The following is a 25744-nucleotide window of genomic DNA, read 5'->3' on the forward strand; positions in this document are numbered from 1 at the left end:
TTATATATCTCTCGTTAATTTATAAAAATCGGTGTATTCGAATCAGGTTCAGCCTTCGGCTCATTAATTTTCAAAAGTAGTGGTGTTTTAATTTCTGTACTTGATAATATAACCTCCCCTTGTCCTAATTCCGATAGGTAATTAATCATTTCACTATTAGCTGATGGCATTGCATTCATAACAATTTCCTTATCTCTCTGATTAATTAGTCGATGTATAAGAAAAGTCCCTATCTGACTTAATGTTCCTATAGGAATATCTCTTGGAAGCTGAGTAGTTATACACAAAAACAAACCATACTTTCTACCCTCTTTGGATATATTATCAAAAGCTTCTAGTTTGAATGACTCAAAATCATTACTTACTGATTTATTCAGGAATTGGTGAGCTTCATCAACTATTAGCACAACGGGCTTTCTTCTAAATTTGCTTTCTCTAGCATAAGAAAGCATTATTTTGCCTATTGAATTCGCAACTACCTCTCTAATATTAAAAGCAAATGGCAAATCACTTAAGTCAATATAAAAAAGGTTATGGGTGTTTTGGCTTACAAATTGATCTAACATTTCATATGCATCAATTGTTCCCGTATCTCCCGTAAAATTAAAGACCCTATTAAATTGTAGCTCATGTAATAAAGTGTTAATTCTAGTAATCAAAGTTGCACAGAATCCAAGGCTATTATTTTCGGTATCTCCAAATACCGCACTATTTCTTTGAGAATTCTCCCAGATACATTCATTTTCTATTTGAAATGCTAGACTTCTAATATCAAAATTCAGATTGTCCTTAGATAGCTCATTAATGTTATTATTTAGTATCTGTAGAAAAGGTTCTTTCGGCTGATTCCTCTTTTTTAATGTTTTAATCCCAAGAGGATGATCTTCAATATAATGAGTTAATTCTTCATGAGCATTTTCTATCAATTTTAAAGACTTTATGGCTTCTCTTAATTTCGGTATTTGTGAATTCGGAGACGGTTTTACAAGATAGAATAAATCGTCAATTGTTAATTTCTTATAAGAAAAATGGTGCTGCTCCCCCAAAATCACCATTTTAGTCTTATTTCCATTTGCTTCTGCAAGACTTTTATACTCCCCTGTAGCATCAATTAATATTGCTTTCTGGTTATTTGCTATTATATTTTCGATTAAATTCGAAGTTGTCCAACTTTTTCCACTCCCGGTTGTTCCAACAATTGCAGCATGACGACTAAATATTGTTTGTAGAGAAAAATCTACTTTTGCTTGATAATTGTTAACAAGATGAGCAAATTCACTTGTCCTTAGAGTATGGTTATTAACTTCAATTTGTTTAATATATAAATCGATAACCTGTTTTCTAGCGATGAATACCTTGGCTCCAACATTGGGGAATTCACAAATGGATTTATTAAAAGCAATACTAAAATAATCGAACATAGACATAACTTCAATTTTTAATAAAGGGTGGAAATCCTTTTCCTTTAATGCTTCAGATGTAATATTTATCCGCTCTTTTTCAGGTAATTCTGCGGAAACTACCTTTCCTAGAAACCCTAAATTTTCTCCTTCGATTATTACAAAGCTATTTATTAATCCACCATGAAATTCTTCCCCGTTGTTATAAAACTTACTTAAATATTTCGAAGAAGGTATATGTGTTGTCACTATATTTGTATTTACTTTATTTACAAATCCTAAGAATAACTGCTGCTGAAAAATATTCTTATTCATTTCCGTCACCAGTATCAATAAATAATTCATCACTATATGCAGCTTGTTTCCGATAAATACTTACAAATTTATTAAACGTTCCGCCATAAAGCATTATGTTTTCATATCTCTTTGCTCTATCAATAAAGTCGGTATACTCCTCTTTTTCAATATCAGGAGAAACTATTAATATATTTAAACTCACATTATTTAACATTGCATTTTTAACTATTGATTTAATATGCTTATCTGCAAAACTAAAACCTATAACAATTAGAAGTGTATTCTTTTTTCTAAGTTCCGTCTGAAACCTTGAAAAAAGGTCGAAATAGGGATTTTCGTATGACTGTTCGAACTTAGCTCTCTTAGGATAAATCATTAATGATTGATTCTGCTCATCTCTTACTGAACTTTTTATTACTTCACCTCGATCACTCTTTTTCCAATCAATAGAACCATGAATTTTGAGTAAATGAACTACTTTCTCAATGTATTCAGGTTCATCCATTATTTTATTTTCTCCACGTATAATAAAGTCGTAATCAAAATATCTCGAGTTAAACTTGCGTGGAAACTCATAAGAGAAACCATCAACCAATATATATTCTTCCTCCTGTAGTGCCTGCTCAAATAAAGTATCGTAGTTGGTTGTAAATATTTTCATTCTATTATGTGACCTTCTTTTTGTTGCCAGTTTATTTATAAATTCTCGATGCTTATGGTACTGACACATACTAATATCACAAAGACTTCGTATTTTTTTCTCTATTTCGGTTACTGTAAGGTCAAACTTTTCTTTCTCATTATCTGAAATATAATCTCTTGCAGTTTCTACTTTTGATAACAAATCTTCAATATTAAAACCATTAGAATCTGGGGTATATTTAACTCTTTCTGCTAATTCATTTAATGAATACCAAACTTGAAGCTGATCTAAATGTTCTTCGATTGCTTGTTTTAGTTCATACACTGTTTTTCCAGAATGATCTAGAATATCAAATCCCTCAGTTATATCTTCTTCAATATCATCTTCACGTAGTATAGAACTACCAGCACCAGTTAATACGATTGTATTGTCGTATTGCCTATTTAAGAAACCATTTACAATTTCAACTACTTTTTCCTCTGCAATTTCTAGTTCTGTTTTACCTTCGGGAATTTTTTTCTCGAATTTTTTATTATTAAAGAAATATACTTCTTCGCTAACTGTCATTTCTTTGTGAACAATATCAGTATTTGATATTATAATCTTTCTTTTAACAGGTATTTCATCCATATAATTTCCCCCTTGTTCCCTAAACTTCATGGTAATTAACCCTCTACAAAGATTAGTAGATTAATTCTTTAAACTTATCCAATATAAGCCTTTTTCTTTCTTCTATGAATTGAGAATAGTTTTCCAACTTCCAAAGGTTTTTATCTCTAGGTATTAAGTGCATATCTAAATAGTCATCTGACTTACCGTTAAACCATTCTTCTGGAAGAGTAGCACTCTTACCGCCTGAGCCATTCTCCTGCTGTGTTAATAACATACAATTTGCAATCTGATCCCGATCTTCTGCTCTATATGCTAAAACTTTCCTTCCTGTAGTCGAATTTACATTTTTTATTGTTTTTAATGCACTCTGCGGGAAGATGTGATCAACTTGTGGTTGATTATTTACAAATGCAGGATGGTATGAAAAGTCCTTATACCAAAGGTTAAAAATTAAATGGATGTTTTTAGATCCATAAGACAGTTCAAGAATTGTTTCTTCACCAATTTGTAAGTTTCGGCCGCTTCTTCGAATAGCGTCAAATAGATCATCTACTTTAAAATCTTGTGATTTTTTTATCGCATCAATACAACGATCTATAACTGTATCAGGACTTCCGCTAAAAGCTCCAGTTAGTAATGTCCTTAATATATATTCATCTAGCTTTTTAACGCTATTCCACTGGTTTTTAAAATGATATCTAAAATAAATGACTGGTATTAACCCCAGATAAGATGTTAATGCTTTATCTGACCTTAAATACGTCTTACCATATAAAAAGTCCTTTACATCCTTGATTGCATTGGCAATATCATCCCATTTATCTGAAATTGCTTCTCGCGTAGTTTCATCTCTAAATTTCGATACATTATAAGCTGCACCTTTATCAAGCAGTGATAAACATGTTTTTAACACGAAGTCACGATTGAATTTGTAACCTGTGTTATTAATATCCTCTAGTAATTCTTCCATCTTCTCATCAGATTCTGACCAACTAGCAGATAATAGAGAGAACAATAGGTCTGATTTTCCTAATACAGTTCCTCCAGAATTAGCTCTAATAAAAATTTCGACAACATCATCTTCGGTATATGCTTCCTCATTATCAACACTATCTAATTCTTGATAAATCAATGTTTCATCTGAAGTGAAAATCCTTATTATTTTAGAAACGTTTCTTCTTATGCGTCTTTCCTGTTCTCTAGTTAAATGAATACCTGATCTATCAATTAGCCTTTCACTAATTTCATCATATTCTCCATTACTAAACACAATATCTTTGAACTTTATCCAAGGAAATTTAACCTTTTCCTTTTCCATGAACTTGAATTTGTATCTAATATCATCTGGTTGTGTTAAATCGCCACTTAAAATATCCAAATATAATTCTTTTCCCTCGTAACTACCTTTTAAGCCAATAAACAAACTTTGTAAGCGTTGTTGCCCATCTAGTACTAACATCTTTATTTTTGTATCCTCTAATACGTAAAAGTCCGACAACTTCTGTTTCTTTTTATAATTTTGGATGAATTCTCGACGCTTAATACTGCTCTTAGTCTTCCACACAAGCAATGTACTTATGGGATACTCTCTAAGTATTGAATCAAAGAGACGCTCTGTTTGCTCCTCTTTCCAAACAAATGGTCTTTGAATATTGGGCAGCCAGAAGCCACCATCCTTTTCTTCATTATTTAAATATCCAACCATTCTCCTAATAGTTTCTCTTTGGTTCTTCATCTGTTCACGCTCCTTATTCTGCTTTTGTCCTCTCCTATTACTGTTTAAAAGTAAATACTTCTTCTGCCAACGCTCGCTCCACTATTACATCACCGTTTTCGACAACATATATATAAACCTTATCCAGAATATCCCCTAAATCTTCAATATGGTCTTCACTAAGTGAATAATGATGTTGATTAGTCACAATAATAAACCTTGGCTCACCATTAAAACGCTCACTATAGAAATCTACAAGTGCAAACGGCTTGTACACTTTGAAATTACTTCTGCCATTTTCCTTTTCATACTGCTCAACAATCTCCTTAAAGTCTGTTGATACAAGTCTACTCATTTGACCATTTGGTGATAATTCTAGTTGCATAAGTAACTTTGGTGGTTCCATTCCGATGTTTCTCTGGCGTTCTACAAGCATTAAGCGTTCGTCTCTTCGAACTTCTGTATCAATTAAGTTGGCGTTCATTTGATTAATTAGGGCACTATTTTTATTTTCAACATTCTCTAACTCGTATTGTTGGCGTTTATCGATAATCTCGTTGATTTGCTTTTTAAATGTCCTTTGTAAGTAACCAGATACTTTATCCAGCTGCTGTTCCCTTTTATTCTTAATGAGCTTACGTAATTCTATTGTTTTCTTAACGGCTTTAACTTGAATAGAATGGTAAATTTTTTCGTCAAAGGTCATTACACTCCCTGTAAACCGTTGATACAGCCAATATGAATCCAACTCGATTACTTCACCATTTTCCCGTTCAGCTAAAAAGATTATCTCTTTTCTTAATTCTTCTCCCGTTCCATCGTTAATAATTGAAGAATATACTCCAACTGATAGTATTTCAGATGTAGGATAAGAAACAGAATATCTATTAGTTGCTTGTTGGTCTACCTCACGTTTAGTTAGATACATGGCGAGCTTTGTTAGATTGTGGTCACTATTTAAGCGAACTACCTCATCTGATTCATAATCTGCATAACCTGTAAATTTTACTGAGTCTACTATACTCTCAATCCCCAGGTTTAATTTTCTAGACTCTTCCCTAATAAACTTCGGAAAGCGATCAATACGTTGTGTTTTGCCTTCTTGGCTATCATAAATTCGTATATTATGTTTCTTAAAGATATGCTCTACAAATGGTGCATATATACGTTGAGGAAGCCTCTGAACTGCTAAATCATTTTGCTCTCTTCTCATTGTAGGTAAATCAAAAGACTGTTCAGCTAATCTTTCTTCTTCAAAGAATCTTAATAATCGTTTATGTTCATCCGACATACGTTTATCCATGTTTGCAATAATATCGTCCAAGTTTTCCCGATTTAAAATTGCTGCTTCCATTAAATTAGCCAGGTTACCGTATTCATCATCCAATACTTCGCCAATAAAATCGTAAACAAGGTCTGATCCTAAATCATCTCTCATTCTCTCCATTTTCTCTAATAGACGAATCATTACATCGCCTTCACGAGTATTTGCAGCAATAAGGTTAAAGATATCTACTTCGTTCTTTTGACCAATTCGATGAATACGACCCATTCTCTGTTCAAGCTTATTAGGGTTCCAAGGGATATCATAATTAATCATCTGGTTACAAAATTGAAGATTAATCGATTCTCCTCCTGCATCTGTTGCAAGCATAATCTGACATTCATTTCGGAAAAGCTCTACTTGCCTTCTCCTTTCATCCATTGAATAACGTCCTACAATCTTTGCGATCTGTGTAACACGGTCTTTTAAACGTTGTTCTAAATAATTCAACGTATCTGTTGATTCTGTAAATATTAATATCTTTTCGCCTTTTTCAAGCAATCCATTAGTTCCAAATAATGTACGTTCCAGTTCATCATATTTTCTCTCAATCATATTTGCCCGAAGGTAAGAGGTTTGGATGATTAGTTTGTCGAGTTCTTTAATTTCAATCTTTAACTCTTCTGTATCGATTAGGTCTACCGCATATTCAAGCGATTCTTCGAGTCTTTGTTGTTCTTCTATACTTTCTTCATCATACTCATCAAATTCTAATTTACTCATCTTCTTAAATATCTTCTTACGTTCTTGTTCGGTTTCATTAAGGAGTATCTCTAAACGGGCTTTTCTACGTATAAGTGAAAGATGTATTGCTTCAATGGACGAAGATAAACGACGTTGTAGAAGCATCATGGCAAATGCTGTACTATTATTTCCGTTATTCATGGCTCTATTAAAATGGTTACGAACATATTCAGTAACAGACTCATAAAGTTCCAACTCTTTTTCAGTCAAGTCAAATTGTAACGATTTAGTCGTCCTCTTAGGGAAAAGTGGAGTACCATCAAAATTTGTAAGACTCTCCTTCAATCGTCTAATAATAAAAGGGTTAGACTTTTCCTTTAACGATTCATTAACTGTGACACTAGAGAATATATCGTTGTCAATTAATCTCATAAGGTGGCGAAAGTTTTCCATATCACCTTTATGTGGAGTCGCTGTTAATAAAACACAATGTGGCACTTTTCTTAGGAGTGATTCTCCAAGATGGTATAACTTTGTTTTGCTTGTCTTCTTTTTAATGGCTCCATGTGTATATGCTGCCATTTTATGTGCTTCATCCACAATTATTAAATCGAAGTCAACTTCTTGCAAATATGATTTAATATCATCCCTAGAAGCCCAGTATAAGGATGTTAAACAAAGATCGTGTTCAATAAATGGATTCTTCCCACCATATTGCCGCATTACTGATCGATTAATAATAAAGAAATGTTCTTCAAACTTCTCATGTAATTCTTCCTGCCATTGTTTTAAGACGAGTGGAGGTACTAAGATCAAAATTCTTTTTACACTTTCTCGTGCTTTTAACTCCTTAATTAGCATTCCAGACATAATCGTTTTACCCGCACCCGGATCATCGGCTAAAAGGAAACGGGCTTGAGGTACTTGAAGCATTCGGCTATATACTGCTTCAATTTGATGAGGGAGAGGCATAAGATTTTTGTTTCCTAGTGACCTCCCTTTAGAATATCTTTGCTCTACTTGTAATGAATAGTATTGAAGGATATGTTGAATATCTCTAGCATCCATTTCTTCCTTACTAATAGACTTATTAGTGACTTTTGTTAAGGACTCTATTTCTTGATGATCAAGCATTCGTTCATAGTATGTATGAGATTCTCTCCCTGTTGCAGCTACAGAGAAATATTCGTCTCCAAAACTCTCTACTTTTATTACTTCTACAGTTTCCGGAAAATGCGTGCCAAAAACAATATCTCCTACTTTTATCATAAAACCACCTTACTATCTCGTTTTCTATAATTATATTAAAAGACACCAGTTTATTGTGTTTTTCGACAAAAAAAGACCTTTTATGTGAAGTAAAAGGTCTAGATTCGCGTGACATTATATTTATTTCTGTAGACTTACCATTCTCATGTCTACACCTTGTCTAATTACATTAAAACGTTGTTTCTCAAGATCATCTGTTGATAAGTCTAAGTTAAATGGGAACAATAGTGAATTATTCCTATAATATTCAATCGGCAATGCATCAACACTTAAAACATGAATTAAAACTTCCGCTATCCACTGCTTTAAGGCATTAGATTGAATAGAAATCTTTTCTTTCGTAATTTCTTGCATGTTCCTTTTTTCTGTTACAATAACTCCCCATGCCCTCAGACTTGTTAATGAGGCACTAATTGACACTTCTACTCTTCTTCGGTCTCCATACAGTGCCTTTATTTTACGTGAAATTTGATCAGATGACACTTCTTGTTGAAGTTTAAACAACATACCCATCTCATTAATTAAATCTTTAAAAAATGGATATGCCAGCATTGTCATACCCCAATGGATAACAATTCTCTCGTTTTGTGAGACCTCATCCATTAATCGAAGAGCTTCTTGCTGTAAATGTTTATAGTCATCGTCAACAAGATACCAAATTTTAAATAGGATGGTTCGTGCATTCATTCGAGACTTATATCCTGCTATATCAGCAGTTAAAAATTCATCCGCTTTTTCATATAGTTCTTGTCTAGTTTCGCTTCTTGGAATCTCTCTAGCCATAAAATCTAACTGATGAAGGAGAATTTTTTGATCAAATCCAACAGCTTTTTTCATAATTATCAATCCTCTATCATTAATACACCTTAATAAACGGCACAATCACTTCTTCAATACTAATACCACCATGACTAACGATATGCTGGCCTTTCGTTACAAACGCTTCTCCGCTTTCAGCAACTAAAAAATGTTGATCATCAGAGAAACCATAATTGGGCCATTTTACTGAAGAATATTGTGTTGCCGCATCATCTCTAAAAACAAGGTCTGAATATATTCTAGCACGTTCCCCTTTGGTTTCAACTAGAGACCCTTGTTTTACTTTTCCAATCCCTACACTCTCTTTATTTCCATGATCTGATGTGATATACGTAGAGTATCCTGATTCTTTTAGATGACGGAGAAGATCTTGAAGATAGTTGGTCTTTAACCATACGACTATTTCAGCATACATTCCTTCTAATCCTTGGATAGCACCATGTGTAAGTTTATCTATATTTCTCAAGATAATTGCAGCCTTTTTGTTATTACTTCTTTCTAATGCTGAAAGTTCTTTTGAACTGAAATCTCCTTGTGCAAGAATATTTTCAAAAGTGATATGCATATCAGAGATAGACTCTTTATTCCAGAACTGCTTCCACGCTTTTTCTTCTCTGATTGATTCTTGTAATCTAGGAATAGTTGCTTGAAAGATAGACATTCGACTTATTTCTGTTATAGTAGGTACCCAAGCAAAGACTCCATATTCCTCAAATGTAAAGTTTGACTCTAGTGCACGCTTAATTTGTTTCCATTGAATAAAACTCATCCCATCCATTATTATTAATGCTTGTTTCTTTTCATCCTTCAATTGAAGGTGAGGTAGGATATGATGTACCATAGCTGGTTTAATATATGGTGATAGACCTGCTAATGCTTTGTAGTCTGTTAACATCCATTCTTTAAATTGTGCGTCTACCTGACTAGTTAACGAGTCCACTGTTTCTTTTTCCGTATTGTAATGAAGTTGTAAGTCCTTTATCTGACTAAATGTGTCTATTATTTCTATCCAGTCTTTATGATGTTTTTTTTCAATTGATAATTTCGAATCAACTTTATCAACAAGATACTGGATGTCTTTCAAAGGATTATACGACCTCTGCTTCACTCCGTTTTGTGCCCATAAAGGAATGTTCCTTTCAACATCTATTTCCACTGCTTGTAATCTTCCCTCAATGAATAGATGCTGAATAGCTCTTTGAATATGCTCTGACTGCAGAAAATGTTCCTTATGATATGTATCTAGATAGCCATCTTTAACCGAAATATCATTATTTATATTTTGCTTAACGAATTCTTCCCATTGACTCTGAAGATACTGATAAAAAATACCTTTACTTTCAATAAGTGATAATTTTTCTTTTGAAATTCCTTTTCTCTCAATTGTCTCTTTTATATAGTCCTTTAAAATAGGAGCTAATGGATATCTACTCTCATGTATCTTTATAAGCAAATTCATCCATTCCTCTTCTGTTTCAACCAAATCATAAGCAAGCTTATATATTCGCTTTAATATAAAATTACAAGTGTCCTTATTAGAAAGAGAGCCTTGCTGCTGTGAAGAAACAGCATACAAGGCATCTAACACTTCGGAATCTAGTTGTCGTATAATTTGGGCGGAAAAGGAAGGCATAATATCATGAATATTTAATTCTACATAATATCCTTGTTGTAGCATATCAAACGGAAATGTAAAATCTTTATTACCTGTAACACGGTAAATCCAATTCCCTTTTTCATCTCGATTACCTTCATATATTCTTCTCAATTCTGCTCGATCATCAACTTGAACAAGAGAAATATTCTCCATCTGCAAAAACAGGATAATATCTTCATCTGATAATAAATTATCCACATCTTTTAGAAAAATCGCAGAGTGATAAGAAAAAGGAAGTTGATCAATAATTTTTTTACGCCATCCATCCATATAAACCCAACCCCTGTCTTAAACTCCTAACCGAATTTGTGCATTGTCAAAGTACATTAACAACTTATCGTCTTCTTGTAATACTTTCTCTGGGAGCCGCTCACCAATATTAACAATTGCTTCGTAATCTTTTTCGCTCCATGCTTTCTTAAATCCTGTGCGAATCGCTTCAGTTCGGAATTGTTTAAGCTTTTTCTTGTTACCTTCAATTTCTGTCTTATAACTATCAAATTCACGCAGCAACGATTTTTCACGTAACCTTTCTAGGTCTGCTTGCTTATTTGGATCTGGAACATACCAACGATTTTTAGCCTTTTCCTTTAGCTTAGAATCAGTTTTTTGTAATCCTCGAAGATCCTTATAATTTGAACTTAAGTAACCATGAATTTGACTTGGGACTTCCTCTTTTCCTTCATAAATTAGGAAGTTTTGTTCTAGCAATGCATCTAACTCCGGGAGGATTTCGTGCTTTGCAATATGTTGTATCTCTTTCATGAAATTAGGATGTAAATCTTGTCTAGTCTGAGGTTTATTTAGTAATTGTTGTCTTATCCATTCAATTGCACTTGTTTCATCCGTAATTAACCAACTCATTTGTATAAACTCTTTTTTTGAGATTTTTTTCTTATCATAACCAATCACTTGCTCATCTAAAAATACCATTCCATCTCTCATTGAGAACTTTTCTGCCAAAACATTCTGGAATTCAGCAGATGAAATTGGAACAGGTAATCCGTTCTGAACATGATAGGCAATCATTCTATCAAAGAGTATTCTCGGAGTCCTTTCAACAATCATACCTAAGTTTTCATTATTATCCATAACCACAGGTAATTTTGACAAATGTTGCGTAATAAATACCCACGCTGATTCAGGAGTATTTTGGTGGTTACGCATTTTTTCAATATTCTCCTGCAATGGCTTATAAGCAGTAATTACTAGGTCTTGTTTTACTGCTGTAGTTGTCGTAACTGCTTTAAAACTTCCTTGTTTTTTATCTAGTGCGGATACATTCGCTATTACAAATCCAGCCTTTTCAATGGCCTCACGTATAGCGTTCCAAATCGAAGCCTTTGAGTTACTAAACTCGACTGTCATCCATTTTCCTGATTTTAATACTTCATAATATTTTTTAAAGCATGATTCCAATAATCGTTGATATTCAACTATACCTTTTTCTTGTTTTGAGTTTATGATGGCTTCATTTTTTGTGTTTGTATGAAGATTAATCCAAGATTCCCAAATGTAGTTTAGTTCAGAGTAATTAATATTAGCTCCAAAAGGTGGATCAGTAAATATATAATCAACGGAATTTTCGTTCAGTTGAAGGCTATTGGTCGACTGAACACCACTTATTACATTATAATTCTCCACAAATAAAACTTTTGTTAAATCTCTTAGCTTTCCTTTTAAAACTTTAAGAACATCTGGTTCTGCAACCATTGAAGCAACGTATAATGTTCCGTTTAATACACCATTACCCCTATTACCCATATTATATCTAACTAACTTGGATACTAGAGTTCCAACTATAGATTGTAATATTAACTTCATACTTGCATTGTTTTTTCTTTGATTTACTTCCCCATACAATTTTGATAGAACTATCAACGCTCTCTTAAAATAGAACTGATGGACATGTGTGATTCCATGACTATTCATTGGCTGAGAAGTATTTAAACCGTCTGGGATAGCATTTAAAGGTATCTCCGATGTAATTTTGTAATCATTGATACTATTTATTAAATCTAAATCAACATCATCTAATTCTTTTGTAAAGTATTTGTTATTATATATATAGTTAATTTTAACGGGAATTTGTTTTGCGTGCTTAACATTAACCTGCAATACGTCATCAAATTTAGTTTCGAATACTCTCTCAAGATTATTTTTCGATAAATTTATTCCACAGTTTTTACAATTAAAATCATCTTTTACTTTATTTCCTTCTTGATCCACTGCCTCTTTATAGAAAATAATATCTTTCGTACAGTTTGGACAAGTATAAACGTCACTCCAAATAACATAATTTATTCTTCCATACAATTTATTGCTACCTACTGTATGTTTTGTTTTATAAACCCATCCAATCTCTTTTTCAACCTTGTTGATAATTTCTTCAAAATCATTTAATAATTTTCCTTTCTGGATTGGTGTATTGTAATGCTTTGAAATTAATGTTGCAGCTGGTGATAAATCATTTAATATTACTTTTCTTGATCCTTTTGTGGAAATAATATTTTTGTTGTTATCGATTATTCTTGAACCGTCTACTAAATATCCTAGTTCCTTTAAGGCATTATCTACTCCGCACATATTAGCTGCTACCCCAACCATCCCAGTTCCAGCGAATCCATCTAATATTACATCTCCAGGATCAGTATAATGTAAAATATACCTCATAATCGCTTTATAAGGGACTTTTGTATGGTAAGTATGAGCAGAATAAATAGGTTCATTTTTCCCTTCACTCACATCAGCTGTAAACGGTTCTTTATTATCAATTTTATTATTGTCACCGTTATCCCAGTAATGAATAAAATCATTTAACCAGGGGTTTGGGCAAAATGTATAGTAAGGAGGATCAGAAAGTGCAATAATATCTTCATCACTTCCAATTGGGAATCCTTCAATTGTTTTTAATTCCGGGAGTTTTTTTCTAAGTTCTTCTCGAAAGTATTCCCTTCGTTCACTATCGGTTTTAAAGGTAAGGCCCAGACAAGTTACTGGGCCTGTTATATCATCTTCAGTAAACAATGATGTTTGATCTGTTTTTGCAGACATAATTCCTCTCCTCCATTTATTTATTTAGCAGTACTCTAACATTCCCTTTAGGTTGAGATCCAACCTTCTCCCGCAATAGTTGATCAAATCTACGTTTTAACTCATCAATCGTTAGAGGACTTCCGTTATTCATCATTTGCTCTAGATCATGAACAGATATAGAAACCTTTTCAATTCCTTGTAACAATTCGTTAATAGCATCAATAAGCTTTAAATTAACTGGAAGAGAAATCTCTTTTCTAGTAATGAAATCTTCAATAAGTGATTTGTGTTCTTCTCGCAAATACTCAATATTATTTTTAATATCTGGATCATTAAAGTTAGTTAACAGTGTTTCAGTCCAATTAGCAAGAAGTGCTTCTAATTCCTGATCTAGTTCTTCTAATGTTTTACTCTGAACAAACGATTCATCTTTTGGACGAAAACGACAGTCTGTACAAATTGGTGAATGTTCAAGCTTTTCTTTTGTAAGGTTCCAACATGCTTTCTTCTTATTTATGTCTTCCTGCCAACGATCTACTGTTTGAACGGTCAATAAATCAATACTAGAAAGTTTTCTTAACGCATCTAATCTACCATCACTTAGTAAAGCATTTCTTTTATTATCTTCCGTAGCATTCAACCTGGTCTTATCATGCAGACTTAAATAAATGGTTTGATATTCACCTTTTAATTTCTTCAGTTCATTCCGTTCTATTTGACAATCTTCATTCTTTCTTAAAGCATGAAGCAGATCTTCTAACGCACCTTCTACTTTGGCATGCCAATTATATGAGATTGGTAAATGATTCTGAGCATTCACAAGATACGCTGCTTCTTGTGACAGCTCCAGTGCAAGCTTTTTCTGATCCATAAGTTTATTGGATAGTTTGATGCGCTCTGCTTGATTTTGTACTTGCTCCACGGTAAACTTGAAATTTTTAAGTTTAGCCGCAGTATCATAAATTTGTAAATCGTTTAAGAATGTTTTCAACATCCCTAGCTCATCTCTTAGTTCACTAACTTGATCTACATTAAAAAGGGTACCCTCCCAAATTGGTATACCGTCTTTAATTTCATGTTCTAAACGTACAACTTGATCGAGAAGTGTTCTTGACTCTTTATTTAATTGCCCTACTGCAGTTTGTAAAGCATTTGTCTGCAATAATCCTCTACCTATTTCAAACAGATCAAAGAGCTCTCCAAGAGCAGCTAAAGGCAAGTCACTTGGTTTCTTTATATGAGTGAAATCTGCAATTTGCTCAGCAGATAGTTTTATTAATTCATCAAACTTCATTCCATCATAAGTGACATTATTGATCGTGATTACAATATCACCACTAAATACTAATGCAGCAAGAAGCACAGAAAATAACTCAGGCTCTAAATCAAAGTTTGTTGTACGTTTTACTTCTTCATTTTTGTTATAAGTTTGAATGATATCAAGCAATTCAGAAGCATTAACAACTTGTCCTTCAGACTTTGATTCTAGTTCCTCTAATACCCATCTTGCATAACCGGATTTTCGAACGTTTAACTTATTATTTTCATCTAGTAGTACCAGACCGTCCAAAATAGTAATTCCATTCTTAGTCGTAGGCTTTTTAATATTACGTAAAGCCTCAGGAATATACGTTGTTCTCATACTTTCACGTGTAATAGGGGTTTTTACATTTCGGAATGTTGGATAGTCCGGGTATTTCTCATTAAACCAAGATGTTAAGCAATCATCCGAAGCTGCGTCTATAATCTCCCTTATAGTTTCATTAGCTTGTGCAGAGAAACTCCATTCCGCTATCTTTTTTGTTTCTCCTTTGTATGTCATTTTATATGCTGTAGGCATATTTACCTTCATCCAAGCAGTTAGTTTCTTCAAGTATTCGCTAGCCTTATCTTCATATAAATTTCGAGAACCACTTGAAGCAGAGATAGACATCTCTTTAGCACCAGCATACAAACTCATATAACGGTAAAACTCTTCATCCTTTGTATCAAGAACGAAGAATACTTCATCAGGCTTTTGTTCATCCTTAAAAGATTTTTTCTCAAAAGCTGGTAGCATATAGATATAGAAATCTCGTTCTGGCTGTGCAGTCGAACGCTCATTAGGTGCTCCAAAAAATAAATATCCCGGACGTGTAACCTTACGATCGTACCAAGGAAGCTCATGCTGCCAAATGCGGTAACCCGTTTTATAAGTGTTTGAAGTAGTCTCTGTTGCTAATGCTAGAAACTCAAAATAATAACGATCTAGTTGATCATTACTTAAAACCTCAGCTTTTTGTTCAATTAAGCTATCGACATCAATATCCTTTTGTAAATCTAGATAATATTGGCCATTTTCTTGATTTACTGAGATGTACTGGTAACTAACGGTCTTAAGTATAGCCTTTAACACCGAATCTATACTACTGCTGATAAACTTACTATCTTCTCCCTCAAATCCAGGATGGTATAGAAATAAATGATCTCTTAGCTCATCTGCCGTCACGCCCACTTTTGAGTAAATATTATCAGTTGTCAGACGGAATACAGATAATGCTTGAACAATTCGTCTTGCCATTGGACGGTAAGTTGGACGAGTAAACGCGTTATCAATTCTGTCTAGTAAAGTAGATGCTTTAGACATAACTTCTTTAACACTAGGATTAGACTTTAGCGCCTTGTCTCCTTCTATATACGGCCAATAGCTATCATATGATAGGAAGCCAGGCTGATCATTAGGGACTTCCTCATTTAACAATTGTCTCATTTCACGGCTTAAAGTCTTTAATATCACACGTTTCTCAGCAACCGTTACTTTTTCAAATGTCGCTAAATAAGCCGGATGAATTGGATACAACTCGACATACTTTTCTAACTGTTCATTAAGTTTGCCATAAAAATTAGTAAACTTTTTTAAGTGCTCACGAATTGTAGCCTTCTGTTTGTCGTCTTTTCTTAACAAGCGTCTCGAAACTACATACTCAATGTCTTCACGAACTATTACCGCTTGTTCCGTACGTTCTTTCACCCGATTTAATTGCTCTGCAACAAATGCAAATTTCGGATTATCAAATAACATTTCCTGAATACCTGTGATAAAACGAAACCGTGATGTACGACATACTTCTCCCATTGCACGTAGAAAGTTGAGGTCTAGCATTAACTCCTGTTCTTTTCTGGAACGCAAGAAATCAAGTAACTCATCTATGATTAGCAGAAAACCTTGCCCCGGATATTCAGCTTCAAAAGCAGCCATAATCTTAGATAGCTCGTCCTTGTTACTTCTAATTTTCTCAATATCAGGTAGCTCATAATCAACTCCAATCGAGTGTAAGTATTCTGTTATCTCCTCATAAACAAACTCTTGCAGAGACATGCGAATTCCGTCTAATTCTGTTCGGAGGACTTTAAATTTCCCTTGAATTTCTTTTGCCTTTTCTGATACTTGCGGATGATTTACTCGTTGAGCAGAATTATCAAGTTCAGCAATTGTTGAAATGACACTCATTAAATGAGATTTACCGGTTCCATAATTACCTACTACCAATAGACCTTTATTATCAGCTGGACGCTCAAATTGGAGCTGCTCAATAATTGTATCGTTAATAACCTCTGCCATACGATCAGAAATAACATATGTATCCACCAACTGAAATGCCTTATCCAAATCAGAAGCTTCTTTTAATTGCACAATTGTTTCTACTGGATCAAATTGAATTAACTCACCATATTTCATATCTCTTCACTCCTCCTATATAACTACTAAATGATCTTGATAACCATCAACTTGGTAATATTCTGGATGGTCTGGAGTAGCATAACTCATCCCATTACCCCTCACATCGCCAGGCCATTTTATTAACAATACTTTGTTGCCACTTAAATACTCAAAAAGTTTTAGTGGATCTTGATTTAATTCTTCATCAAATAAATACTCTATTCTCTCTAAGTAAACAATTTCGTCCTTCACTTCATTTAGTGCTTCTCTTAGTATGTCCTTTACAGCTCTTTTTCTTTTAGAAACAGGTAACTCCTTGAGTTTATTTGCTAACAGCAAATTTACGTTAAAAGTAGTTATTCCTACTTCTTTAAGAACATCAATGATTTTCGATTCATTGTTAGCTTGAAAACTTAATAGTATAAATTGATGCCTTTGCCCTTTTATAGCTTCAATATTTGTTTCTAATTGCTCACGAAGGCTCATTTTTCACACCTCTTTACGCTATATGTCTATTAACCTATTTTACAGTATTAGTCAATTCTTTTAAATGGATTCCTGGAAACTCTACAAAGAATATTATGCCAGATGACCTATTCCATTTTTTGTAATGGTTTATACAATCAAAAAAATATAGTGAATTTTCTCCCAGCACCACAGTTCCTTATACATAAGGGGTACCCTCCCGTTTCATGCCCCACCCCTTTTTATTTAGACCGTTGTTTATCCATTTGGATAGATAGCGGTTGTTTTATTTTACAGAGAAGACATGCGTGGTGAGAGGAGCGCATAAGGAAAGGAGAAGAAAGATGAATCCAACATTAGTAACAATTTTAGTCAATGCAAAGGAGCTAAACAAATGGGTTCCAGCCAGGTTACTAGTAAAGTATGACATCCAGAGTGTAAATCTATTAGAACTTGAGGAATCTTACCTCATTCTTACCAAGAGAAGTAAATCAGATGGCTTACTACTAAAGTTAACTTTAAAAGGCTATCACTTCTTTAATCAAAAGTAATTGGAAACCATCAAAACTTTATTAGGAGGAAAATCACTATGGAGAAAAATATGACACGTGTAAAGCAATACCATCGTGGATCATCTAATGAGCGAAGCATATCACTTATTGAGGTAAAGGAAATACACCAGAATCTATTAAACCAACATGCAGACATTTCGAATGAAATAGCAGATGTAGTGGAACAAAACGATTATGTGAAACTTGCTCATTTACTTGTTACTAGATCCAAGATTGAAACAGCAATAAATGAGATTGAGTCAGCTTACCAGTCAGAGTTTAATAAACAAGTTCAAACGTATCATCGTATTAGTAATGCACTGAAGGATGCTGCTAAGAAGATGGAATCTAAAGGCGAAGACATGTTGTTTAAGGTAACCAGCAATCTAGAAAAATTAAATGACTCAACACACACTATAATAACAATTGCAACAGCCCTCTCTAATAAAACTATTAGCAAAGGAAACCAACTAAGTCATGATGCCGGCAGATTACTTATTAATAAAACATCTGAAGGCTTATCAAGATTGGCTACTATCATTCAAAAAAGATCTTAATCAATTGAAAGGAGGTGAAAACATTCATATGAAACCAAAGATTCATTCATCGATTAATAATGTAGTTCCATTTGCTACTAGTGAATACTCTAGCACATCTTCGTTGCCAAACGTGGTTGTATCATCATCAGAGTCCAAACGTCGAATTGAGGAGCTAGGAAAATTTGTTGAAGAGGTAATGGTTAAGGGTATCGACTATGGTTTAATAGATGGCTTCTCAAAGCCAACATTGTTAAAGCCTGGTGCTGAAAAGCTTTGTGATGTTTTTGGGTTTTCAAAGTCCGTTGACGTGGTCAACCGCATCGAACAATGGGATACTGGTATTTTTGCTTATGAAGTAAAGATGACACTTACACGAAAAGATAATGGCATTATCGAGGCTGAAGGACTTGGATCATGCAATAGCAAAGAAGCTGCCTTCCAACAGCAGAATCCATTTACCATCGTCAACACCGTTTTGAAGATGGCAAAGAAACGGGCATTGATTGATGCAGTATTATCAGCAACTCGTTCTAGTGGTATCTTCACACAAGACATCGAAGATTTTCCAAAACAACTATCAATTAAAGGAGGTGACGAACTAGCAACAAAGTACCAGTTACAGACAATTTTCCGCATCGTCGCTGAACTCAATATGCGTCCCGAAGTTGCAAAAGAGATGATGCAGATGATGTACCAAGTCGATCACAGCACAAAACTAACAAAAAAGCAGGCATCTAGTTTCATTCAAGACTTACTTCAGTTAAAGGATGTCTCTAAGGAGCTAAAAGAATTGGATAAGCAACAATATAATAAATGAAGCTCATGGATTGCATCTGCAGTCGATGGGCTTTTTTATTGCACAAAAATAGATGAATTCACCCGCCAATGAACTCATCTACAACTAGAATTCTTAACAACAGTATATCGCATCAAAAGCATTCACTCAATTGGAGGGACGATCATCGTCTCTCCTTTTTTATTTCTACTAAACTAATTGGAGGAACATATAATGAACAACATATTTGATAAAGTTACTTTTAAACTATTGCTGGCCTCAACTATTCGTGAAAAGGAAGATGGCTATGTCGTAAACGAAATCTTCACTAGGTATCCTTCTATTCAGGAATTACTTGATGTTACAGAGGAGGAGTTACTACAAATCGATGGTATCGGCAAAGTAAAAGCTAAACAAATCTTATCTGCGTTAAAGCTCGCACGTATGAATCCATGTCCTGTTGAAAGCCGTTTTACCATTCGCTCACCTGAAGATGCTTATAATTACCTTAATGAAATGAAGTACCTTAGCCAAGAGCATTTTGTGGTTCTAGGATTAAATACAAAAAATGAGATCATCTTCAAAGAGACTGTCTTTATTGGATCATTGAATGCATCCATTGTACATCCGCGCGAAACATTTAAACACTTAATCCGTCGCAGCTGCGCAAGTGCCATCGTCGCACATAACCATCCATCAGGCCAGCCGGATCCTAGTCGTGAAGATATCGAAGTAACTAAAAGGTTAAGTGAGGCTGGGAAAATTCTTGGAATTGATGTCTTAGATCATATCATCGTAGGTGCCCAGTCATATGTATCCTTAAAGGAAAAAGGATATTTATAAGATATATCAGATAGAGACAGTGATTGTTGCTGTCTCTTATCTTTTGCTTAATGGGCTAACTTTAAAGATAGTGGCGTTTTTCTCTGTTAACCCCACCATTAAACCATGCCTAAACGTTGATATAACAGGTTTCCTTGTAAATAACCTTTGCAATACAAATAAATCTAGTTGTTCAAAATACTGTTTTACTATGTATTAATCCCTTACACATCGAAATTGTAACATTGAATTGAAAGATTTTTTTACTTACCTTCAAAACAATAGCTCATTTTTGATCTATACACACTCTGTCATTCCTTGCCCAATGTACAGTGTAAAATCTTCTTTTATCACTTGGTACATATAGGTTCTTTCTATACGCATTTCACTTGGATACAAGGTTAATATGTACCCGCTCATCACTCTTGTCTACATGTCTTTTGTACATGCCAATTCCGATGTTATCAGCACGACTCAAGTAGCCTTGTCTACGTAATACATCTATATACATGAGAAGCATATTATCGACATCCTTTTTAGGATCGCTTGTCAGGAAGAGCATATGACATATTTCATGTTGTTTGGTAGAGCCCGTTTGCAGATTAGAAAAAGCTTGCTCGATCAATTTTATCTCCGCTGCACTCGAGGCGTGGCGATGCATGGTCGAAGCAATGTTATATGTAACTGCTTCTCTTTTCTCAATAGCAGGTATCTCACAAGAAAAGTGAAAGTAGTCCCTAGTAGCTAAATCTTCAACTCTTACATGAATTTTAGTTTTAGGATAGCGCTTCTGCCCGCTATATAGCCATACTTGAGCGTTTGATATTAAATGATCATCTGTTATTACGCTTTTATTTAATGCATCGAAGATCGACTTCAAGACTAACTCTAGTTTGAGTGAATTAGGTGACTGAACAGATACAATTTCTATTTCTACTGCTATGTCATTTTTGAATATAGAGAGGGATTTTGCTCTAAGTGCTGCACGTGCCTTTTTCATTATTAACTGTTGAAAATACATCATGGAATGATATTGGATCAATTTATCATTTGTAGACGGCCTTTCTAGTGTTTTTGGCTCGTGTATTAACTGCATAATCATTCCCGCTTGATTTTCTTTTATCTTTAACTCTGGTGGGTGTAACGGGTTTGCCTGTTTCATACTGCAAGCTTTCCTCCTGTCCTGTTTTGTGCATCGTTCAGTTTTAAGTCGGGGATACAGGTGAGTCTAATTACATCTATAAGAAAATCACCAGGTTGCTGATTAGTCTTTATTGCATCACCAATAAATTGTAATTCTTTATGACAAGAATTTTGATTTTCTCTATATACGGTTTTAACTCTAGTTAAATAACCTTCTCTTTGGAGCCACTTGACGATATGTTTAATATCATTTGTGTGACAACCTAATGTATAGGTAAGGAGTTCACTTATATGCATCGTATTGTTTTTAAAATGAGCAGCCTCTGGATCAACACCACCGTATATATCAATCCAGTGATAAAGGTAAAGTTGTCCTAAAAGCTTGACCCTCCTGTCTGTCCATTTAGTCTGATTTCTTAAGATAGATCCTTGCATTACCTCAATTGGAAACTCACAGTAACCATTTTGAGTGCTTTTCATTGTAACCCGATCTCGTTGAATCTGCTCGTTTGAATAATACGTGTCAGTAGGCAAGTGATAATCGGGGACAACCATTACTTTATAAACATTAACTTGGCATCGGCTTCCGACTTTTTTAATAAAGAAATTCCTACAAAGCCACTCAATGGCATTTCTAGTGAGTTTCATAGAGATGTTAACTTCCTTAGCAGTTGAATCTAAGCTCATAAAGAAGGAACCATTGGGGTTTGTTCCAACTACTCTGCACATGAGCAGATAGATTCTTAGTCGGTCACCTTTTAATTCAGGAAATGTATTACCGAAGACTGTACGATCGACAAAAAATGTATTTTTAGATAGCTGAATACTCATACTACCCCTCCTCATTTAAAATATAATGGATAATATTAAATTATATTTGCATTTATATTACTACAATGCTATCCTAGAAGCAAGAAATAATCTCATAGGAGGTAATTGCATGTCCGGAATTTATATTAGTTCTTACGATTTTCAATACTTAAAGGACTCTAATTTAGGTGGTAGACTTCGTTTTTTTAGACAACATATGGTGCAATATCAAGGATCTGATTACACAATAACTTCTCTTGGATCTCGTCTTGGAGTTACTCCTCAGTCTATCTCAGCAATTGAAAGAGGTGATTCTAAAAACCCTTCATTTCTTCTAGTCCACAAGCTAACTAGGGAGTATAGAGTACCACTTGATTCAGTTACCGATGAATTCTATCAAGGAGAAGAGAACTTATTTTCTATTGGTAAACCTGATATTACTTATATAGATGATGAGGATTTTTTCCTGGAAGATGATGATACGGAAAATGATAAGGATCAAAGTCATGAGGATGACGTAGAGGATTACTTTGCTTTTAATGACACAAAAGGCCTTTTACTGTACCACTGCTATGATAAGCAATCTGTTACTCCTTTGCTTCATGTTCGTTTAAAAGAAGATATTTCACATAATGATATATTTCATCTCACATCCAGACTTATATTTGAGACATCTAAGTTAAAAAATGAAGCTTTTAATAAGGAAAATGCTTTACATCCATTTGTTGAAGCAAGTGACTTATTAGATGGAATTGAGAAATCTCTATCAGCTGAGGAACTACTCTCTTTACTGTCAGATGAAAAATAGCGAATACAGCTCTTAATAAAGGAGAAAGTCAATGAAAGATATACAGATACATAATCTAGTTGAAACACTTGAACAGGAAGAACACAAACGGGATGCATTTATAAACCAGTTTGTCTCAGTACTCGTAAAGTCTGGGGAAAAAGAAGCTAAAAAGGAAGAGGCATAAGTGTCTTTTCTATTTAAAGGAGGATTTACATGTTAACAGGAGTCATTTACGCCCGCGTAAGTACAGAAGAGCAAGCATCAGAAGGTTACAGTATTGAAGCACAGAAACAACTGCTTCGAGATTATGCGAAGCATCGTAATATACAAATCATCGATGAGTATATTGATGAAGGTCGCAGTGGAAAAAGTATTGAGGGCAGACCCCAAATGCTAAGACTATTAAGAGATGCTAAAGACACCAAGTTTGATGCAGTGATTACTTACAAACTTGACCGACTTGCTCGTAAAACAAGGGATTCTCTTGAGATCATTGAGACATTAGAACGTCATAACGTTCAGCTTATGAGTTACTCCGAAAGTATTGATACATCTACTCCGGGAGGCAAGATGTTCTATACCGTACTTAGCTCAATATCCGAAATGGAACGATCAACTATTATTGATCGTGTCAAAATGGGCATGAATCAACGAGCGAAGCAAGGTAAGTGGAATGGAGGTATTGTATTTGGATACAATGTTATTGATAAAGAGCTTGTGGTCAATGAGGAAGAGGCTGCAGTTGTGCAGGATATATTTAACCTCGCAGACAAAGGATATGGTTTTAAGAAGATAGCGTATGACTTAAATAAACGTGGTATTAAAACAAAAAAGAATAAGGAATTCTCGACTATTTCTGTTAAAACAATTTTAAATAATCCCATGTATATTGGGAAGATTCGTTTTAATCAGCATGAGAATTGGTCAGAAAGACGACGACAAGGAAAGAATCCGGATCCTGTACTGGTAGATGGTACACATACCCCAATCATAGAGGCATCACAATGGAATCAAGTCCAGGAGAAATTACAAAAACGCTCACGCAGACCCGCACAATCTGCTAAACCATACTTCTTAGGTAGACTGCTTAGATGCCCAAGCTGCGGATATGGAATGGTTGCTGCAAAGTCAAAAGGCGAAAATGGGAAGGTCTATCGAATGTATCAATGTGGTCAATATAAAAATAAAGGACGGACGGTTTGCCAAGCTCACTCCATTAATGCAGATAAGGCAGAAAAATATGTCCTTGACGAGCTGAACCGTGTCGTAACTCTCCCTTATTTCATTGAACGATTAGTTGAAAAGATGAACGAAGAACGTTCTGATGCTGAACGTCCACTTCAAGAAGAACTAAATCGACTTGTATCAAGTAAGCAAAAGACAGAAAAGCAACTGGATAATCTCGTCTCTCTACTAATGGATGATCCAGAACTACGAGACATCTACAAAAAGAAAATGAAGGAGCAGAAGGATTTCCTCCTTAACATAGAAGAACGTATTGAACATGTCAAAAAACAGCTTCTAAATGTCAGCAAAGACCCTGTCGATGCAGACGCACTCAAACAGCTTCTAAAGAACCTTGACTCCATATTAGAGCGAGCAGACGCTGCAGAGAAAAAAGAACTGCTCGCTCTTTTTGTTAAGGATATCCAAATAACCAAGGAAAGAGTATCCTTCAAGGAAGGGAGACAAATTACACAAATTAATCTGATGTTTGACTTTACCATTGAGGCGTTACAAGGCAGTGCAAGTGTTCTCCTGAATAGTATGGATCACATCAACTGCATTGCACCGATTGATCACTCCATAATTAGCCAAATATCTAAGGAAGATATGTATAGGGAGGCACTTGCTTCCCTTAACCTTTTACCCTTATTTATGATACGGTTCCCCCCGATTAATCCGAAACGCCCGATAAATCTGCTCCACCAAAATCAACCGCATCAACTGATGAGGAAACGTCATTTTAGAGAAGGATAGGGTGTCATTCGCCCGCTTCATTACCTCATCACTTAACCCGAGTGATCCGCCGATGACAAAAGCAACTTTGCTTTTTCCGTAGGTGGCCAGTTTGTCGAGGTTGTCCGCCAATTCTTCTGATGATTTCATTTTACCCTGGATTGCGAGGGCAATGACATGATGGTCTGGAGAAATCTTAGCAAGGATGCGTTCTCCTTCTTTGTTCTTCACTTGTTCCACTTCTAAATCACTCAATACTTCGGGTGCCTTTTCGTCGGAAAGTTCGATGATGTCCAGTTTGGCGTAGGCTCCGAGCCGCTTTACATATTCGTTGATTCCTTGCTTTAAGTACTTTTCTTTCAGTTTACCAACCGTTACTATCGTGATATTCACATTCCGTCCTCGCTTTACAAACAATTTACAAACACATTATCCACAGAACTTATCCACATATCCACATTATCCATCCACATCCTGTAGGAGAATATTAGTTCGCCACAATATATATTGCGTTATTCCCACAATATTCACAGGTTGTGGATAACTGTTCTTCTTCCGACAGTTCCTTTAAGTCCGGTGCGACTTCATGTTCGTCGACAATGATGTCCATGGCAAGCTCCACATGCTCTAAACAACAATAAATCACAGCAGGTACCTCCTTCTATTTTAATTAAAACAGTTCATTTATTTATCCACAGATTATCATATCACGTATAGAAAAAGCAGGAAAGGTAC

General features: G+C 34.7%; 20 protein-coding genes. 7 read left to right on the plus strand and 13 right to left on the minus strand.

Features of this window, described 5'->3' with window-relative positions; translation table 11 throughout:
- Positions 1-14: 14 nt before the first annotated feature.
- The 9 genes from V6B33_RS18110 to brxF all read right to left on the minus strand — a co-directional run bounded on the left by V6B33_RS18110 (position 15) and on the right by brxF (position 17641).
- A complete protein-coding gene (locus tag V6B33_RS18110) occupies positions 15-1715 on the minus strand; it encodes an ATP-binding protein (RefSeq protein WP_334219096.1) in 1701 nt (566 codons plus the stop codon).
- Positions 1708-2970, minus strand: coding sequence for an SIR2 family protein (locus tag V6B33_RS18115; RefSeq protein ID WP_334219097.1), 1263 nt, complete (start codon positions 2968-2970; stop codon positions 1708-1710). The genes V6B33_RS18110 and V6B33_RS18115 overlap by 8 nt, the downstream gene beginning before the upstream one ends.
- Positions 2971-3022: 52 nt before the next feature.
- Entirely contained in the window at positions 3023-4687 is a 1665-nt protein-coding gene (locus tag V6B33_RS18120) for a DUF262 domain-containing protein (RefSeq protein WP_334219098.1), read from the minus strand.
- A gap of 37 nt (positions 4688-4724) precedes the next feature.
- Positions 4725-7943, minus strand: a complete 3219-nt coding sequence (locus tag V6B33_RS18125) for a DEAD/DEAH box helicase (protein ID WP_334219099.1) — start codon at positions 7941-7943, stop codon at positions 4725-4727.
- A 120-nt stretch (positions 7944-8063) separates the two neighbouring features.
- Positions 8064-8780 (minus strand): hypothetical protein, encoded by a 717-nt coding sequence (locus V6B33_RS18130; RefSeq protein ID WP_334219100.1) that lies wholly within the window; start codon positions 8778-8780, stop codon positions 8064-8066.
- 19 nt (positions 8781-8799) lie between these two features.
- Positions 8800-10689: a BREX-3 system phosphatase PglZ gene (gene pglZ / locus V6B33_RS18135; protein ID WP_334219101.1), complete on the minus strand. Its 1890-nt coding sequence runs from the start codon at positions 10687-10689 to the stop codon at positions 8800-8802.
- A gap of 18 nt (positions 10690-10707) precedes the next feature.
- The gene (locus V6B33_RS18140; protein WP_334219102.1) at positions 10708-13473 is read right to left on the minus strand and encodes a DNA methyltransferase; all 2766 of its coding nucleotides are present in this window, start codon (positions 13471-13473) and stop codon (positions 10708-10710) included.
- A 16-nt stretch (positions 13474-13489) separates the two neighbouring features.
- Positions 13490-17173: a DUF6079 family protein gene (locus V6B33_RS18145; RefSeq protein ID WP_334219103.1), complete on the minus strand. Its 3684-nt coding sequence runs from the start codon at positions 17171-17173 to the stop codon at positions 13490-13492.
- Between the two features lie 15 nt (positions 17174-17188).
- Complete coding sequence (gene brxF, locus V6B33_RS18150) at positions 17189-17641, minus strand: BREX-3 system P-loop-containing protein BrxF (protein ID WP_334219104.1); 453 nt, start codon at positions 17639-17641, stop codon at positions 17189-17191.
- Positions 17642-17964: 323 nt separating this feature from the next.
- On the opposite strand from brxF, the gene V6B33_RS18155 reads away from it, so the two are divergent.
- The 4 genes from V6B33_RS18155 to radC all read left to right on the plus strand — a co-directional run bounded on the left by V6B33_RS18155 (position 17965) and on the right by radC (position 20328).
- Positions 17965-18171, plus strand: coding sequence for a hypothetical protein (locus V6B33_RS18155; protein WP_334219105.1), 207 nt, complete (start codon positions 17965-17967; stop codon positions 18169-18171).
- A gap of 38 nt (positions 18172-18209) precedes the next feature.
- Entirely contained in the window at positions 18210-18728 is a 519-nt protein-coding gene (locus tag V6B33_RS18160; protein WP_334219106.1) for a hypothetical protein, read from the plus strand.
- Between the two features lie 28 nt (positions 18729-18756).
- Positions 18757-19527, plus strand: coding sequence for a hypothetical protein (locus tag V6B33_RS18165; RefSeq protein WP_334219107.1), 771 nt, complete (start codon positions 18757-18759; stop codon positions 19525-19527).
- A 192-nt stretch (positions 19528-19719) separates the two neighbouring features.
- Positions 19720-20328 carry a RadC family protein gene (gene radC, locus V6B33_RS18170; RefSeq protein ID WP_152910834.1) on the plus strand — a complete coding sequence of 203 codons (609 nt, stop codon included), beginning with the start codon at positions 19720-19722 and terminating at the stop codon, positions 20326-20328.
- Positions 20329-20692: 364 nt separating this feature from the next.
- Here radC and V6B33_RS18175 read toward each other — a convergent pair whose 3' ends face one another.
- Both V6B33_RS18175 and V6B33_RS18180 read right to left on the minus strand, forming a co-directional pair.
- Positions 20693-21469, minus strand: coding sequence for a hypothetical protein (locus tag V6B33_RS18175; protein WP_048718280.1), 777 nt, complete (start codon positions 21467-21469; stop codon positions 20693-20695).
- Entirely contained in the window at positions 21466-22281 is an 816-nt protein-coding gene (locus V6B33_RS18180) for a hypothetical protein (RefSeq protein ID WP_334219108.1), read from the minus strand. The genes V6B33_RS18175 and V6B33_RS18180 overlap by 4 nt, the downstream gene beginning before the upstream one ends.
- A 109-nt stretch (positions 22282-22390) precedes the next feature.
- Here V6B33_RS18180 and V6B33_RS18185 point away from each other — a divergent pair, with 109 nt between their 5' ends.
- Genes V6B33_RS18185 through V6B33_RS18195 form a run of 3 tightly spaced genes read left to right on the plus strand, consistent with a single transcriptional unit; the run spans position 22391 to position 25030 of the window.
- Positions 22391-23068 (plus strand): helix-turn-helix domain-containing protein, encoded by a 678-nt coding sequence (locus V6B33_RS18185; RefSeq protein ID WP_048718276.1) that lies wholly within the window; start codon positions 22391-22393, stop codon positions 23066-23068.
- Positions 23069-23099: 31 nt separating this feature from the next.
- Positions 23100-23234, plus strand: a complete 135-nt coding sequence (locus V6B33_RS18190; RefSeq protein WP_334219109.1) for a hypothetical protein — start codon at positions 23100-23102, stop codon at positions 23232-23234.
- Between the two features lie 29 nt (positions 23235-23263).
- The gene (locus V6B33_RS18195; protein ID WP_334219110.1) at positions 23264-25030 is read left to right on the plus strand and encodes a recombinase family protein; all 1767 of its coding nucleotides are present in this window, start codon (positions 23264-23266) and stop codon (positions 25028-25030) included.
- Here V6B33_RS18195 and rlmH read toward each other — a convergent pair.
- Together rlmH and V6B33_RS18205 are read right to left on the minus strand one after the other, a co-directional pair.
- On the minus strand, positions 24923-25402 hold the full coding sequence (rlmH, locus tag V6B33_RS18200) for a 23S rRNA (pseudouridine(1915)-N(3))-methyltransferase RlmH (RefSeq protein ID WP_334219111.1): 480 nt from the start codon (positions 25400-25402) through the stop codon (positions 24923-24925). The two genes, V6B33_RS18195 and rlmH, sit on opposite strands and share 108 nt — an antisense overlap.
- Before the next feature lie 94 nt (positions 25403-25496).
- Positions 25497-25655 carry a CxxH/CxxC protein gene (locus V6B33_RS18205; RefSeq protein ID WP_334219112.1) on the minus strand — a complete coding sequence of 53 codons (159 nt, stop codon included), beginning with the start codon at positions 25653-25655 and terminating at the stop codon, positions 25497-25499.
- Positions 25656-25744 lie beyond the last annotated feature (89 nt).

The sequence above is a fragment of the Mangrovibacillus sp. Mu-81 genome (assembly GCF_036867415.1).
Lineage (GTDB): Bacteria > Bacillota > Bacilli > Bacillales > Bacillaceae_B > Rossellomorea.

Excerpts from the sequence above, each read along its gene's own strand:
- V6B33_RS18145 (WP_334219103.1), bottom strand. The coding sequence starts at position 17,173 with ATGAAATATGGTGAGTTAATTCAATTTGATCCAGTAGAAACAATTGTG.
- pglZ (WP_334219101.1), bottom strand. The coding sequence starts at position 10,689 with ATGGATGGATGGCGTAAAAAAATTATTGATCAACTTCCTTTTTCTTAT.
- V6B33_RS18125 (WP_334219099.1), bottom strand. The coding sequence starts at position 7,943 with ATGATAAAAGTAGGAGATATTGTTTTTGGCACGCATTTTCCGGAAACT.
- V6B33_RS18155 (WP_334219105.1), top strand. The coding sequence starts at position 17,965 with ATGAATCCAACATTAGTAACAATTTTAGTCAATGCAAAGGAGCTAAAC.
- V6B33_RS18160 (WP_334219106.1), top strand. The coding sequence starts at position 18,210 with ATGGAGAAAAATATGACACGTGTAAAGCAATACCATCGTGGATCATCT.
- brxF (WP_334219104.1), bottom strand. The coding sequence starts at position 17,641 with ATGAGCCTTCGTGAGCAATTAGAAACAAATATTGAAGCTATAAAAGGG.
- V6B33_RS18195 (WP_334219110.1), top strand. The coding sequence starts at position 23,264 with ATGTTAACAGGAGTCATTTACGCCCGCGTAAGTACAGAAGAGCAAGCA.
- radC (WP_152910834.1), top strand. The coding sequence starts at position 19,720 with ATGAACAACATATTTGATAAAGTTACTTTTAAACTATTGCTGGCCTCA.
- V6B33_RS18185 (WP_048718276.1), top strand. The coding sequence starts at position 22,391 with ATGTCCGGAATTTATATTAGTTCTTACGATTTTCAATACTTAAAGGAC.
- V6B33_RS18120 (WP_334219098.1), bottom strand. The coding sequence starts at position 4,687 with ATGAAGAACCAAAGAGAAACTATTAGGAGAATGGTTGGATATTTAAAT.
- V6B33_RS18190 (WP_334219109.1), top strand. The coding sequence starts at position 23,100 with ATGAAAGATATACAGATACATAATCTAGTTGAAACACTTGAACAGGAA.
- V6B33_RS18140 (WP_334219102.1), bottom strand. The coding sequence starts at position 13,473 with ATGTCTGCAAAAACAGATCAAACATCATTGTTTACTGAAGATGATATA.
- V6B33_RS18130 (WP_334219100.1), bottom strand. The coding sequence starts at position 8,780 with ATGAAAAAAGCTGTTGGATTTGATCAAAAAATTCTCCTTCATCAGTTA.
- V6B33_RS18115 (WP_334219097.1), bottom strand. The coding sequence starts at position 2,970 with ATGGATGAAATACCTGTTAAAAGAAAGATTATAATATCAAATACTGAT.
- V6B33_RS18165 (WP_334219107.1), top strand. The coding sequence starts at position 18,757 with ATGAAACCAAAGATTCATTCATCGATTAATAATGTAGTTCCATTTGCT.
- V6B33_RS18175 (WP_048718280.1), bottom strand. The coding sequence starts at position 21,469 with ATGAAACAGGCAAACCCGTTACACCCACCAGAGTTAAAGATAAAAGAA.
- V6B33_RS18110 (WP_334219096.1), bottom strand. The coding sequence starts at position 1,715 with ATGAATAAGAATATTTTTCAGCAGCAGTTATTCTTAGGATTTGTAAAT.
- V6B33_RS18180 (WP_334219108.1), bottom strand. The coding sequence starts at position 22,281 with ATGAGTATTCAGCTATCTAAAAATACATTTTTTGTCGATCGTACAGTC.